12 protein-coding genes are annotated in these 13,803 nt (G+C 65.4%); 6 read left to right on the top strand and 6 right to left on the bottom strand.

What is annotated here, in order from left to right; genetic code table 11:
• The first annotated feature begins 32 nt into the window (after positions 1–32).
• The gene (locus tag GGR62_RS09525) at positions 33–1,352 is read left to right on the top strand and encodes an MFS transporter (protein WP_184407663.1); all 1,320 of its coding nucleotides are present in this window, start codon (positions 33–35) and stop codon (positions 1,350–1,352) included.
• A 133-nt stretch (positions 1,353–1,485) separates the two neighbouring features.
• Here the strand turns inward: GGR62_RS09525 and GGR62_RS09520 are convergent, their stop codons facing one another.
• The 4 genes from GGR62_RS09520 to GGR62_RS09505 form a co-directional block, all read right to left on the bottom strand.
• Entirely contained in the window at positions 1,486–2,517 is a 1,032-nt protein-coding gene (locus GGR62_RS09520) for a LacI family DNA-binding transcriptional regulator (RefSeq protein ID WP_184407662.1), read from the bottom strand.
• A 160-nt stretch (positions 2,518–2,677) separates the two neighbouring features.
• Positions 2,678–3,418 carry an acetoacetyl-CoA reductase gene (gene phbB, locus GGR62_RS09515; RefSeq protein ID WP_184407661.1) on the bottom strand — a complete coding sequence of 247 codons (741 nt, stop codon included), beginning with the start codon at positions 3,416–3,418 and terminating at the stop codon, positions 2,678–2,680.
• Positions 3,419–3,587: 169 nt separating this feature from the next.
• Positions 3,588–4,916: a CitMHS family transporter gene (locus tag GGR62_RS09510; RefSeq protein WP_184407660.1), complete on the bottom strand. Its 1,329-nt coding sequence runs from the start codon at positions 4,914–4,916 to the stop codon at positions 3,588–3,590.
• Positions 4,917–5,022: 106 nt separating this feature from the next.
• Positions 5,023–6,216: a porin gene (locus tag GGR62_RS09505; RefSeq protein ID WP_184407659.1), complete on the bottom strand. Its 1,194-nt coding sequence runs from the start codon at positions 6,214–6,216 to the stop codon at positions 5,023–5,025.
• Positions 6,217–6,466: 250 nt separating this feature from the next.
• Between GGR62_RS09505 and GGR62_RS09500 the strand changes: the two genes are divergently transcribed.
• From GGR62_RS09500 to GGR62_RS09480, 5 genes are all read left to right on the top strand, one after another.
• On the top strand, positions 6,467–7,168 hold the full coding sequence (locus tag GGR62_RS09500) for a response regulator (RefSeq protein WP_184407658.1): 702 nt from the start codon (positions 6,467–6,469) through the stop codon (positions 7,166–7,168).
• Entirely contained in the window at positions 7,161–8,546 is a 1,386-nt protein-coding gene (locus GGR62_RS09495; protein ID WP_184407657.1) for a sensor histidine kinase, read from the top strand. Before GGR62_RS09500 ends, GGR62_RS09495 begins: the two co-directional genes overlap by 8 nt.
• Before the next feature lie 8 nt (positions 8,547–8,554).
• A complete protein-coding gene (locus GGR62_RS09490; protein WP_184407759.1) occupies positions 8,555–9,604 on the top strand; it encodes an ABC transporter substrate-binding protein in 1,050 nt (349 codons plus the stop codon).
• Positions 9,605–9,638: 34 nt separating this feature from the next.
• The gene (locus tag GGR62_RS09485) at positions 9,639–10,277 is read left to right on the top strand and encodes a response regulator transcription factor (protein WP_024938967.1); all 639 of its coding nucleotides are present in this window, start codon (positions 9,639–9,641) and stop codon (positions 10,275–10,277) included.
• Between the two features lie 323 nt (positions 10,278–10,600).
• Positions 10,601–11,503, top strand: a complete 903-nt coding sequence (locus GGR62_RS09480) for a LysR family transcriptional regulator (RefSeq protein WP_184407656.1) — start codon at positions 10,601–10,603, stop codon at positions 11,501–11,503.
• On the opposite strand, the gene GGR62_RS09475 is transcribed toward GGR62_RS09480, so the two are convergent.
• Together GGR62_RS09475 and GGR62_RS09470 are read right to left on the bottom strand one after the other, a co-directional pair.
• Positions 11,495–12,262: a substrate-binding domain-containing protein gene (locus GGR62_RS09475; protein ID WP_184407655.1), complete on the bottom strand. Its 768-nt coding sequence runs from the start codon at positions 12,260–12,262 to the stop codon at positions 11,495–11,497. The genes GGR62_RS09480 and GGR62_RS09475 overlap by 9 nt on opposite strands.
• A gap of 8 nt (positions 12,263–12,270) precedes the next feature.
• A complete protein-coding gene (locus GGR62_RS09470; protein ID WP_184407654.1) occupies positions 12,271–13,620 on the bottom strand; it encodes an MFS transporter in 1,350 nt (449 codons plus the stop codon).
• Positions 13,621–13,803: the final 183 nt, after the last annotated feature.

Here is a 13,803-nt window from a genome sequence, read left to right as displayed (position 1 = left end):
ACTGATAGCCGCACCGAAGCTCAGGACCTTGCATGTCGTCGAACGCTCCACCGCTCTCCTTTGCGCGCATCCTGGCGCTCAACGCCGGCTTTTTCGGCGTGCAATACAGCTTCGGGTTGCAGCAGAGCAATATGAGCCCGATCTACAACTACCTGGGCGCCGACCACGCCAGCCTGCCGTACCTGTGGCTGGCCGGGCCGATCACCGGGCTGGTGTTGCAGCCGTTCGTGGGCGCGTGGAGCGACCGTTCGGTGACCCGTTGGGGCCGGCGCATGCCCTATATGGTGCTGGGCGCACTGGTGTGCAGCCTGTGCCTGCTGGCGATGCCGTTCAGTACCGCGCTGTGGATGGCGGTGTGCCTGTTGTGGATGCTGGATGCGGCCAACAATGTGGCGATGGAGCCGTACCGTGCGCTGGTCAGCGATGTATTGGCGCCGCCGCAGCGGCCGCTGGGCTATCTCACCCAAAGCGCATTCACCGGCCTGGCGCAGACGCTGGCCTATCTCACACCGCCCTTGCTGGTGTGGATGGGCATAAACCAGGACGCCGCCAATGCCCACCATATTCCCTACGTGACCATCGCGGCGTTCGTGATCGGTGCGGGGTTTTCTGCGGCATCGATCCTGCTCACTGCGCGCAGCGTGCGCGAACCGGTGATTCCGCCGGCAGAGATCGCGCGCATGCGCCAGACCGGGGCGGGCCTGGGAGCGACGGTGCGCGAAATCTACAGTGCCTTGCGCGCGATGCCACCGACCATGCGCCAGCTCGCGCCGGTGATGTTGTTCCAGTGGTATGCGATCTTCAGCTATTGGCAATACATCGTGCTGTCGCTGTCGACCACCTTGTTCGGCACCACCGAAGCCAACTCGCATGGCTTTCGCGAGGCGGGTCTGGTCAATGGACAGATCGGCGGGTTCTACAACTTCGTCGCGTTTCTGGCGGCGTTTGCGATGGTGCCGGTGGTACGTCGCCTCGGCCCGAAGTACACGCATGCGGCCTGCCTGGTCGCGGCCGGCATCGGCATGTGGGTGTTGCCGGGCATCCAGGATCGCTGGTTGTTGCTAGTGCCGATGATCGGCATTGGGCTTGCCTGGGCCAGCATGATGGGCAACCCGTATCTGATGCTGGCCGACAGCATTCCGCCCGAGCGCACCGGCGTGTACATGGGCCTGTTCAACCTGTTCATCGTGCTGCCGATGCTGATCCAGATCGTGACCTTGCCTCTGTACTACGAGCCGCTGCTGCACGGCGACCCACGCAACGTGATCCGCCTGGCCGGCGCGCTGATGCTGGCCGCAGCGGTAGCGATGTTGTGCGTGCGAGTGCGCAAGCCCCAGGCCGTGGTGGCGTAGCCGCCGGGGCGGTGCCGCACTACCTCGGCGCCAAGAAACGCCGCGTGGCAGCACCAATTGATTGCGTGCAACCGGCCCCGGACGCACGCTCTTACGATTCCCGATTCCCGATTCCCGATTCCCGATTCCCGATTCAAGCCGATTCGCGCACCACCAGCTTCACCTGCATTTCCACCGACTCCACCGACTCGCCGGCAATCAGCGCCAGTAGCCGGTCCACCAGCAAGCGTGCAGCCAGCCCGAGATCCTGCCGTACCGTGGTCAACGGCGGTTGGCTGTACGCGGCCAGCGGAATGTCGTCAAAGCCCACCAGCGAGATGTCCTGCGGGACGCGGTGGCCGGCTTCGACCAGGGCGCGGATCGCTCCGACCGCAATCACGTCGGAGGCGGCGAACAGGCCGTCCGGCGGATCGGTTTTCTTGAGCATGGCGCGGGTCAGGCGGTAGGCATCTTCGCTGAGAAAGTGACTACGCGCATGCAGGCGCGTATCGAATTCCAGCCCGTGCCGCTCCAGCGCATCGCGGTAGCCGGCAAAGCGCGGTGCCACCTCGGGCAGTTGATCGTCGCCCAGGAAGGCGATGCGGCGGCGGCCGCTGGCGATCAGGTGCTCGGTGGCGAGCACGCCGCCCTGGAAGTTGTTGCTGCCCACGCTGATGTAGGACTGCCCGTCGATGCGGCTGCCCCATACCGCCATCGGCAGGCCGTCGCGGGCAGCTTCGTCGAGCGCGGCATGTTCGGAACTTTGCCCCAGCACGATCACGCCATCGGAGCGGCTGCCGCGCGCGAGCTGTTCGACCCAACCGTCCTGGTGACGGTCCAGCTTGGACAGCAGCATGCTGTAGCCGCGCCCGGTGAGTTCTTCGGCCAGCAGCGCCAGCATGGTCATCAGAAACGGGTCGGACAGGGGTTGATCCAGTGCGTGCATCATCGGCACCGCAACGCTCACGGTGTTGGAGCGCTTGGCGCGCAGGCTGCGTGCGACCGGGTCGACCTGATAGCCGGCATCGGCGGCAATCTGCTTGATGTAGGCGCGCGTACGCTCGGCCACTACCGGGCTGCCAGCCAACGCGCGCGACACGGTGGATTCGGAGACGCCCGCCATGCGGGCGATGTCGGCCATCTGCGGGCGGGCAGCCGGTGTGGCGCGTTCTGAAGGTTTGACCATGGCAGCGCGATGCGGAAAACACCGAGTGTAATCAGTTCGCGCTGGGGCGGGTCGATCGCGCAGTGGCGGTCGCTTGCGTGCCCGGGCCGAACGCCATCTCCGACGCGATGGCAAGCGGCATGCGTGCATGGCGTGGCGCCCACGTCGGCGGGCGCATGCCTTAGCCCATGTAGAGGCCGCCATTGACCGCGTAGTCGGCGCCGGTCACGTAGGCGGCCTCATCGGAGGCGAGCCAGGCGCATAGCCCGGCGACTTCGGCCGGCTTGCCGAGCCGGCGTATCGGTACCGAGGTGGCCAGGCGGTCGAGCACGTCGGGCGGAAAACTGCTGATCGAGGCGCTGGCGATATAGCCAGGCGAAATGGTGTTGACGGTGACGCCGCGCGAGGCCACTTCCTGCGCCAACGCGCGACTGAAACCATGCATCGCTGCCTTGGCGGTGGCAAAATTGATCTGCCCGATCTGGCCCTTGTGTGCGCTGACCGAACCGATATTGACGATGCGCCCCCAGCCACGTGACGTCATGCCATCGACGACCTGCTTGGTGATGTTGAACAGCGAGTGCAGGTTGCTGGCGATCACCGCATTCCAGTCGTCGCGGCTCATTTGCCGGAACAAGGTATCGCGGCTGCCGCCGGCATTGTTGACTAGCACATCGATCTCGCCGACCTCGGCCTTGACCTTGGCGAAGGCGGCCACGGTGGAATCCCAATCGGCGGCATTGCCTTCGGAGGCGACGAACTCGAAGCCTTGTTCGCGCTGCTCACGCAACCAGGCGGTCTTGCGCGGCGAATTGGGGCCGCAACCGGCGACCACGGTATGCCCGCTGCGCGCCAGCTTCTGGCAGATCGCGGTACCCACACTGCCCATGCCACTGGTGACGTATGCGATGCGGAGAGTCATTGGGTGAACTCCTTCGGAGTTGGGAATAGGGAATCGGGAGTGGGGAATCGGTGGAGCAAGGAGCCGCGCTTGCGGTGTCTGTTGTCCATGTGGAAGTCAGGAATCGACACGACAGCACAGCGCCGCCCTTGCGATTCCCCACTCCCGATTCCCCATTCCCGGCGCGCGATCAGCGCGCCAGCGGAAACAGGCCAAACAACAATCCGCCCGCCAGCATCAGCAGCGAAATCAGCACCGCCCACTTCAGCGTGAAGCGTTGATGGTCGGCAAAATCGACCTTGGCCAGGCCGACCAGCAGATAGGTCGAGGGCACCAGTGGGCTGAGCAGATGCACCGGTTGCCCGGCCAGCGAGGCGCGGGCCATTTCCACCGGGGTGATGCCGTAGTGCCCGGCCGCTTCGGACAGGATCGGCAGTACGCCGAAATAGAACGCGTCGTTGGACATGAAGAACGTAAACGGCATGCTGACGATCGCCGTGATCACCGCCAGGTACGGGCCCCAGCTATCCGGGATCACCGCCAGAAAGCTGCGCGACATCGCTTCGACCATGCCGGTGTTGGACAGGATGCCGGTGAAGATGCCTGCAGCGAAAATCAGCGACACCACCGACAACACGTTGCCGGCGTGATTGACCAGGCGACGGCGCTGCTCGGCCAGGTTGGGGTAGTTGATCATCAGCGCCAGCGCAAAGCCGATCATGAACAGCACCGGCATCGGCAGCACACCGACCACCAGCGCGGCCATCAGCGCCAGGGTCAGGATCAGGTTCACCCACAGCAGCTTGGGCCGCTTCATGTCCTCGGTGTCTTCCACGCGCGGCAGCGCATCGCTTTCTTCGGGCATGCTGGTGTCCAGCCAGTTGCCGTCGGCGGGCAGGCGCACCACGCCCAGGCGACGGCGTTCGCGCATGCCCAGATACCAGGCCAGCGCGAGGATGCCGATGATCGCCATCGCCATCGCCGGCACCAACGGGACGAACACATCGGCCGGGTCCACATGCAGGGCGGTGGCGGCGCGCGCGGTGGGCCCGCCCCAGGGGGTCAGATTCATCACGCCGCTGGCGAGGATGGTGACGCAGGTGAGGTTGAGCGCATTCATGCCCAGACGCTGATACAGCGGCAGCATCGCCGATACGGTGATCATGTAGGTGGTGGAGCCATCGCCATCGAGCGAGATCAGCATCGCCAGGATCGCCGTGCCCATGACGATCTTCAACGGATCGCCCTTGACCAGACGCAGGATGCGGCCGACCAGCGGATCGAACAGGCCGGCGTCGATCATCACCCCGAAGTAGAGGATGGCGAACATCAGCATCACGCCGGTGGGCGCGATCTTCTTGATGCCGTCGAGCATCATCTCGTTGATGCCGGTGCCGAAGCCGCCCAGCAGCGCGAACACGATCGGCACCGTGATCAGAGCCACCAGCGGCGACAGCCGCTTGCTCATGATCAGGTACATGAAGGTGATCACCATTCCGAAACCGAGCGCGGTCAGCATGCGGGCAAATCCTTTGAGGCGTACAGCAGGGGGAGAGTGGAGCGCGCGGCGGCGGGTGTCATGCAGCTGCGGTAATGCATCAAGGGTGGAACCTCAGGCATGTGGATCAGAAGTCGTACTGAAACCGGCCGGTCACCGCCAGGGTGTGATCGACCACCGCATCGGCCATGCGGTCGCGGTTGCGGCTGTCGATCACGTTGAGCATCACGCGCAGGTTCGGCTTGAAGTACCAGTTGCCGCCCAACGTCCACGATTGCGTGCTGGCGTTGATGAAATCGGGCTGGCCATCCAGATGCTGGTCGCCGCGCATGTAGTCGTAGCGCAGCGCCAGCTCGAACGCGCCGGTAGGATGATTGGGGGTTTTGATGCGGCTGAAACGCCCGGTCTTGCGGTCGTAGCCGCGCGACTCGCCGGTCACGAACCAGCTGACCAGCCCGTAGCTGGCCAACACCTTGGCATGCTGTGCGCCGTCGTCGAGCAGGCCGCCGCTGAATTCGCTTTGCCACGACCACGGTCCCAGCACTTCGGCGTATTCCAGCGACCATTTGTCGAAATCGGTATCGCGGCCATCGGCAAAGCGCGCCAGCGTGATGCGGCTGTTGTTGGCCAGGTCGTTTTCCGGACGCGGACGGATCAGCAGCGCCGCCGCGCCGCCACTGCCCGGGTGCGAATAACGCTCGTGCGCCAGCGACACGCCCAGATGGCGCAGCCGCGCCTCGCCCATTTCCGGAGCGAAGGTCAGACGGGTGCCCAGCGCGCCGCCCTTGGTGGACGAATTGTCGATGCTTTCCAGGCTGTAGGCCGCCGTGGACCAGGTGGCGTCGGGGCGATTGGCCTGCCAGGAAATGGCCTTGCGATAGATCGGCGCCAGTGTGGTCGAAGCATAGCCGCGTTCCAGGAACGGGCCGTAGTTGGAGCCGGTGCGATCGTCCAGCGAGAAGTATTGCTTGAACTGGCCCACGGTCAGGGTACCGGCGGAGAACTTCTTGGCGATGTACACATCGCGCGCCAGAATGCCGCGCCCGCCGGGCTCGTACTGCAGGCCGGCAAATTCCGCTTCGGCCTTGTAGTTGAAGCCGTAGAACTTGCCCGCCACATCCAGCCACACGCGGCGGAACTGGGTGTCGTTGCGCTCGGGCGCACCACGTTCGTCGTTGTCGAACACGGTGAAGTCCCAATGCACACGCCCGCCTATCTCGGCAGTGACCGGACCATCGTCATCGGCGGCCTGCGCCGCCGGTACCAGGCACAGCGCAGCGCAGGCAGTGAAGACGCGCAGACGCAAAGTGTCGTTGCTCACAGACCCTCCCAGGTACATGTGTGAATCACGTTCAGCGATGCACCGCAGAACTACCCTGCGGCGCGTTGGAAGCAGCCTAGACCGGTGAAGCTGTCATGGACCTGTCGTTGGGGCGGGGATTGGGGAATGGGGAGTCGGGAATGGGGAATCGCAAGAGCGTTAAGAGCTTTTGCCCGCGAGGCCTGTTACCTTCCGGCCGCAGCCAAGCGCTGTTCCGATTCCCCATTCCCGATTCCCGATTCCCCGCCCCATGCGCCTGCTGCTAGTCGAAGACAACGCCGACCTCGCCGATGCCATCGTGCGGCGCATGCGCCGTAGCGGGCATGCGGTGGATTGGCAGTCCGATGGATTGGCGGCGGCCAGCGTGCTGCGTTATCAGAGCTTCGATCTGGTGGTGCTGGATATCGGCTTGCCCAAGCTGGATGGGCTGCGGGTGCTGGCCGGGATGCGCGAGCGCGGCGACACCACGCCGGTGCTGATGCTCACCGCGCGCGATGGCATCGAGGACCGTGTGCAGGCGCTGGATGTCGGTGCCGACGATTACCTGGGCAAGCCCTTCGACTTCCGCGAGTTCGAGGCGCGTTGCCGGGTGCTGCTGCGGCGCAATCGCGGCCAGGCCAGCGAGGTGGTGCAGCTCGGCGGCTTCGTGTTCGACAACGCCGCGCACACGTTGATGCTGGACGGCGTGCCGATCGAGTTGCCCAATCGCGAGTACCGCTTGTTCGAGATCCTGATCGGACGCTTGGGCCATGTGGTGGGCAAGGACGAGATCGGCAACGGCTTGTTCGGCTTCGACGACGATGCCGGGCCCAATGCGATCGAGTTGTATGTCGGGCGGTTACGTCGCAAATTGGCGGCCGCGCCGTTGCGCATCGTCACCGTGCGCGGCGCCGGCTACAAACTGGAAGAAGCCGACCGGCATGCGCCGGTGGAGCCAGGCGTCGATGGCTGAGCCGCTGGTGGTGGCGCCATCGATCCGGCGCACCCTGCTGCTGTATCTGGGCAGCCTGTCGCTGCTGGGCGCGGTGGTGTTGTTCTTCGCCGCGCGCGACTACGGCGAGCGGGCGGCCAATCGTTCCTACGATCATTTGCTGGTGTCTTCGGCGCTGTCGATCATCGACAGCGTGGCGTTGGTCGGCGGCGACTGGCAGGTGGATCTACCGTATGCCTCGCTGGATCTGCTGGGCATGGCACCGGAAGATCGCGTGTTCTACCGCGTCTTCGATGCGCAAGGGCACACCATCACCGGCGAAGACGACTTGCCGTTGCCGCAGCGGTCTCCCCGCGACGAGCGCCCGCTGTTGTTCGATGCGTACTACAGCGGCGAGCTGGTGCGGTTTGCGGTGGTGATGCATCGGGTGGCGTCGGCGTCCGGGCAGGGCGAAGTGCGCGTGCAGGTGGGCCAGACCCGCCGCGCGCGCGACGCGGTGGCACGCGATGTGGTGCTCAATGCCTTGGTGGCGATCGGCGTGCTGTCGCTGCTTGCGCTGGGCCTGGTGTGGCTGGGCGTGTATCGCGCCTTGCGCCCGTTGCAGCGCATCGAGCGCGATCTGTCGCGGCGCGAGCCGTCCGATCTGAAGCCGCTCACGGTGCCGGCGCCGCAGGAAATGCAGCTGATGGTGGCCGCGCTCAATCGCTTCATGGCGCGGCTGTCGTCCAGCAACGAAACCTTGCGCGCGTTCATGGCCGAAGCCGCGCACCAGATGCGCACGCCGTTGGCCGCATTACGTGCGCAGGCGCAGCTGGCGATGGACGACGACGACCCGCGCGACATGCAACGCAGCCTGGTGGCGATCGAGCGCAACGCCAGCCATATGAGCCGGCTGCTCAATCAATTGCTCAGCGACGCCAGCGTGATTCACCGCGCCAATCTGCAGCGCTTCGCCACCGTGGATCTGGCCGAAGTGCTGCACCAGGCACTGCACGACGCACTGCCGCGCAGCGATGCGGCACCACGCGTGCAACTGGCGATCGACCCGCAACCGGCACTGCTGCGCGGCGATGCGCTGCTGCTGCGCGAGGCGCTCAAGAACCTGATCGACAACGCCTGCAAATACGGTGGCGGCGCTGCGGTGCAGGTGGCGCTGACCAGCGATGGCAGCCATCACGTGGTCACCATCGCCGATCACGGCCCGGGTATTCCGGCGGCGGAGGCCGAGCGGGTGTTCGAGCGCTTCGTGCGTGGGCCGGACGCACCGGCCGGCGGCGCCGGGTTGGGGCTGGCCATCGTCAAACGTGTGGTCGAGGCGCATGGCGGGCGCATCGACTTGAGCAACCGTGTCGGTGGCGGGCTGATCGCCTCGCTGCATTTTCCTGGAGGTGCCCGGTGAGCCGCGTACTGTGCCTGCTGTGCCTGCTGTGCCTGCTGTTCGCCCACAGCCTCGCCTGGGCGGCAGCCGGCGATGTGCGTGTGTTTCCTGCGCAGGGACCTGCGCGCGCGCATTTGCGCGTGCAGGGCTCCACCGATCTGGACGTGTTCGGTGCCGTGATCCAGGACTACCAACGCCTGTATCCGGGCACCGAGGTGATCTACGAAGACATCATCGCCTGGGATATCTACGAGGGCTATCTGCATCCGCAGCCGCGCGCGCCGCGTGCGGACATGTTGATCAGCGCCAGCATGGATCTGCAGACCAAACTGGTGAACGACGGCCACGCGCTGACACATCGTTCCGTGCAGACCGAAGCGCTGCCGGCATGGGCGCAATGGCGGCACGAAGTGTTCGGTATCAGCTACGAGCCGGTGGCGATCGTCTACAACACCCGCAAGCTCGATGCTGCGCGGGTGCCGCGCACGCGTCGGCAATTGCTGGCCCTGTTGCGTGCGCCCGATGCGCCGCTGCGTGGCCGGGTCGGCACGTACGATGTGGAGCGCAGCGGCGTGGGCTATCTGTTCGCCACCCAGGACGGGCAGGTGGGCAGCATCGCCGGTGCCTTGCTCGCGGCGTTGGGCGCAAACCAGGTCAAGCTGGAAGAACGCACCGGTGCCTTGCTCGATCGCGTCAGCCGTGGCGAGTTGTTGCTGGCCTACAACGTGCTCGGTTCCTACGCCCAGACGCGCATCGATGCCGGCGCGCCGCTGGGTATCGTGCAGCCGCAGGATTACACCCTGGTGGCGCTGCGGACTGCGGTGATTCCCAAGAGCGCGCCGCATGCACCCGAAGCGCGCCGCTTTCTCGATTACCTGCTGTCGCCACGCGGCCAGCAGGTTCTCTCGCACGAGGCGCGGCTGCTGCCGATCCTGCCGGCCGCCGGTGGCCGTGGCGGTCCGGCGCAGCCGCCGTTCCGCCCGATCCCGCTCGGCCCCGGCCTGCTGGTGTATCTGGACAAACTCAAGCGCCGGCAGTTTCTGGACGCCTGGCGCGCGAGCACGCAGCCACCGCGATAGTTGCGGCACACCGCCCATGTGCCAGACTTGGCGCATGGCCGATCTCACCATTCTCGTCGCCGACGACCACCCGCTGTTCCGTGCCGCCGTGATCCACGTGCTGCAGCAGACCTTGCCGCAGGCCGATGTGGTGGAGGCCTCCAGCGCCGCCACGTTGAGCGCGATGCTGCGCTCGCATCCGCAGGCCGAGCTGGTGCTGCTGGACCTGGCCATGCCGGGCGCACGCGGGTTCTCGGCGCTGTTGCACGTGCGTGGCGAGCATCCGGACATCCCGGTGGTGGTGATCTCCTCCAACGATCACCCCCGCGTGATCCGGCGCGCGCAGCAATTCGGCGCGGCCGGCTTCATTCCCAAATCCACCCCGGCCGAATCGATCGGCACCGCCGTGGCCAGCGTACTGGAGGGAGGCACCTGGTTTCCGCCGATGACCGCCGAGCGCTCGGAGGCCGATGCGCAACTGGCATCCAAACTCGCCCAGCTCACCCCGCAACAGTTCCGGGTCTTGCTGAGCCTGGCCGATGGCCTGCTCAACAAGCAGATCGCACACGAGCTGGGGTTGGCCGAAAACACCGTCAAGGTGCATGTCACCGCCATCCTGAAAAAGCTGGACTGCTACAGCCGCACCCAAGCGGCGGTGCTGGTCAAGGCGCTGGAGCCGGAAGGCGAGGGCTGAGCAAGGCGACTGTTCGGCAGCGCGCTTTCGAGGTCGGCGAGGTCAGTGCAGCGCTGCGCGTCGCGTCGATGCACTGCGCGGCGGCGGTGTGCGTGTGGTCAGTCCGTCCGCCGACGATGGAACCGCATTCCAGCGTGCTGCAGCGCATCGCTGCGATGTTGGAACAAGGCGCTGCGAGCGCAGGCATCTGCTGTGTCTGCGGCAGGCGTGTGCATTCGTGGTCGATCGCGTCGCGCACGTGCCGCGCAGGCTGCGCGCGCGCAGCGCGACGGGCAACTGTCTATGCTATGCCGACCGCCATCGACCATCGCAGCCGCGGCATCGTGACCATCAAATTCGACCTCAACGATCTTCAGGCATTCCGCGCGGTTGCCGAAAACGGCAGCTTTCGTCGGGCTGCCGAACACATTCGGATCACCCAGCCGGCACTCAGTCGCAGGATCGACAAGCTCGAGTCGGCGTTGAACGTCAAGTTGTTCGAACGCACGACGCGCAAGGTGGTGCTCACCACGGTCGGTCAGGCGTTCATGCCGCAGGTCGAGCGCATGCTCGACGATCTGGATATGGCGCTGATGAGCATCGGCGATGCCGGGTCCAGCAGGATGGGCACGGTGACCGTGGCGTGCGTGCCGTCGGCGGCGTACTACTTCATGCCTCAGGCGATCCACGGGCTGCACCAGCTGTTTCCGAAGATCCGCATCAGGCTGTTCGATGGCAGCGCCAGCCACGTCAGTGCGGCGGTGGCCTCCGGCGAAGCGGATTTCGGCGTCAGCTTTAGCGGCAACCTGGCGCCGGAGGTCGAGTTCGAACCGTTGCTGCAGGAGCGTTATGTGATCGCCTGCCGCCAGGACCATCCCTTGTCCGGGCGCGAACAGGTCAGCTGGCAGGAGGCGTATGGCTACGACTACATCACGCTCGACAAGACATCGGGTAATCGACTGGTGCTGGATCGGGCGTTGTCTGCCTTTACGCCGGACCGGCCGAGCATCTGCGAAACCCGCCATGTCACCACGTTGCTGGGATTGGTGGAGGCGGGTGTCGGCATTGCCGCCGTTCCTTCGATCGCCATGCCGTCCGGCCCGCATCCGGTGCTGGCGGCGGTGCCGCTGGTCGAACCGGAGGTGCTGCGCAATGTGGGAATCCTTAAACGCCGTGGACGTACGCTGACGCCCACCGCGCTCGAACTGGCGAAGCTGGTGCGGCGGATGCCTGCGCGCTCAGGGTGAGACCGGATCCAACCCGGTCTCGCGCGCGACCGCCTGCGCGTCGCTCGACTGCAGGTAGGCAAGCAGGCGCTTGGCCGCGTCGGGGTGATCCGCAGTGACCGGCACGCCCGCCGCATAGCGCGTGATCGACTGCAGCGGCTCGGGGATCTTGCCGACAAAATCCACGCCCGCCACCGGAAGCAGTTCGGCCACCTGCTGGAAGCCGAGCTGGTAGCTGCCGTCGGCAACTACCGAGCCCACCGGGATGCGCTCGATCTTGTGGCTCTTGGCCATCATCGGGCCTTCGATCTGCAGCCGCTTGAACAGCGTGGTTTCGATGTAGACGCCACTGGCGCTGTCGGAATAGGCGACGGAACCGGCCTGCAGCAGCGCCTGCTTGAACTGCTCGACGCTGTCGATCTTGGGCTTGCGTGCACCGCTGCGCACTACCATGCCGATCCTGGAATCGGCCAGCTCCACCCGCGATGCCGGGTCCACCACTCCTGCATCGATCAGCTTCTGCAAAGCGCTGCCCACCATGATCACCACGTCGGCATGCTCGCCGCGGCCAAGCCGGCTGGGAATGGATTGCGGCGTCTTGCCCATCGAAGGGCCGTGCAGCGTCGTTACCGTCACCCCGGTCTGCCTGCTGTACTGCGGCGCCAGGCGGTCGAAGGCGGCAGTGAAGCCGCCGGAGGTCATCACGGTCAGATCCTGCGCGCCTGCGGCCGACGACAGCAGGGCCGTTGCGACAATCGCACCCAGCCATTTCTTCCACATGGCCCGCATCATCTCGCCGCTCCCGCAGCAGCATCCAGGCCGGTCGCAGTCGCTGCGTTGCCATGGCGGCGATACAGGAACAGCGTCGCCAACAGCGCGCAGGTGGAGGCGAAAACGAGCCAGTACCCTGGGGCCGCCTTGTCGCCGGTGACATGGATCAGCCAGGTGGACATCACCGGCGTAAAACCGCCAAAGATCGCCGTCGCCAGGCTGTAGGCGAGCGAAAAGCCCGCTACTCGCACATGCGCCGGCATGAGTTCGGTGAGTGCGGGAATCATGGCGCCGTTGTAGATGCCGTAAATGAAGGACAGCCAGAGCAAGGCCTGCAACATATGCGCAAAGCTCGGTGCGGCCGCGAGAAACGCGAGCACCGGATAGGCGGTCAGTGCGCACACTACCGACATGGCCACCAGCAGCGGCTTGCGGCCGAACCGGTCGCTGAGCGCGCCGCCGATCGGCAGCCAGATGAAGTTGGAGATGCCCACCAGCAGCGTCACGATCAATGCATCGCCGGTACTGAGTTTGAGCACGCTCTTGCCGAAGGTCGGCGCATACACGGTGATCAGGTAGAACGCGGTCGTCGTCAGCGCCACCATCAGCCCGCCGGCCACCACGATGCCGGCATTGTTCGCCAGCCCGCGCATCACCTGCTGCATCGTGACCCGCTGCTTGCGATGCGCGAACTCCGCCGTCTCTTCCAGGCTGCGTCGCAGCAAAAAGATGAAGGGGATGATGACGCAGCCGATGGCGAACGGAATCCGCCATCCCCATTGCGCCAGATCCTGCGGTGCCAGGAACTGGTTGAGCGCATACCCGATGGCTGCCGCAGCGACGATGGCGACCTGCTGGCTGGCCGATTGCCAACTGGCATAGAAACCGCGTCGACCCGGCGTCGCCATCTCGGCCAGATACACCGACACGCCGCCCATTTCGGCACCGGCCGAGAAGCCCTGCAGCAACCGGCCAAGCAGCACCAGTGCAGGCGCCCACAGACCGATGCTGGCATAGCCGGGCACCAGCACGATCAAGACGGTGCCGCTGGCCATGATCGCCAGGGTGACGATCAAGCCTTTGCGACGGCCGACATTGTCGATGTAGGCGCCCAGGATCACGGCACCCAGCGGGCGCATCAAAAAGCCCGCGCCAAAGACGGCGAAGGTCATCATCAGCGAGGCGAATTCATTGCTCGCCGGGAAGAACACGGCAGCAATCTGGGTTGCGTAGAAACCAAACAGGAAGAAGTCGAACTGCTCGAGGAAGTTGCCCGAGGTCACCCTCAGCACCATTCCCAGTTTCGACTGCCCCTTTGCCTCAAGGCTCGAAGTCTGCATAGATCGCCCTCCACGATAGGTATGCATGTGCGTATGACATCTGAGGCAATCGATTCTGGTCGAGATCGCCGAGGTTGATAATTGCTGCTTTCTCATCGATTGATGTGCATTGAACATCAATGCGCAGTGGAGCCGCGCGCGGCTCTGCCTCGCTGCGATGCGACAGGTGTCGCGCATGCGGCAGCTGCGGGCAGGGAGTCCGCCAGGCGC

Source organism: Xanthomonas sp. 3075 (assembly GCF_014197275.1).
Taxonomy (GTDB): domain Bacteria; phylum Pseudomonadota; class Gammaproteobacteria; order Xanthomonadales; family Xanthomonadaceae; genus Xanthomonas; species Xanthomonas campestris_B.
The sequence above is the reverse complement of the archived record's forward strand: the minus strand, read 5'-3'. Positions and strand labels throughout refer to the sequence as shown.

What these genes read in the sequence shown, in the direction of transcription:
- phbB (WP_184407661.1), bottom strand. Translation starts at nt 3,418, where the DNA reads ATGACTCTCCGCATCGCATACGTCACCAGTGGCATGGGCAGTGTGGGT.
- GGR62_RS09485 (WP_024938967.1), top strand. Translation starts at nt 9,639, where the DNA reads ATGGCCGATCTCACCATTCTCGTCGCCGACGACCACCCGCTGTTCCGT.
- GGR62_RS09525 (WP_184407663.1), top strand. Translation starts at nt 33, where the DNA reads ATGTCGTCGAACGCTCCACCGCTCTCCTTTGCGCGCATCCTGGCGCTC.
- GGR62_RS09475 (WP_184407655.1), bottom strand. Translation starts at nt 12,262, where the DNA reads ATGTGGAAGAAATGGCTGGGTGCGATTGTCGCAACGGCCCTGCTGTCG.
- GGR62_RS09510 (WP_184407660.1), bottom strand. Translation starts at nt 4,916, where the DNA reads ATGCTGACCGCGCTCGGTTTCGGAATGGTGATCACCTTCATGTACCTG.
- GGR62_RS09500 (WP_184407658.1), top strand. Translation starts at nt 6,467, where the DNA reads ATGCGCCTGCTGCTAGTCGAAGACAACGCCGACCTCGCCGATGCCATC.
- GGR62_RS09495 (WP_184407657.1), top strand. Translation starts at nt 7,161, where the DNA reads ATGGCTGAGCCGCTGGTGGTGGCGCCATCGATCCGGCGCACCCTGCTG.
- GGR62_RS09520 (WP_184407662.1), bottom strand. Translation starts at nt 2,517, where the DNA reads ATGGTCAAACCTTCAGAACGCGCCACACCGGCTGCCCGCCCGCAGATG.
- GGR62_RS09470 (WP_184407654.1), bottom strand. Translation starts at nt 13,620, where the DNA reads ATGCATACCTATCGTGGAGGGCGATCTATGCAGACTTCGAGCCTTGAG.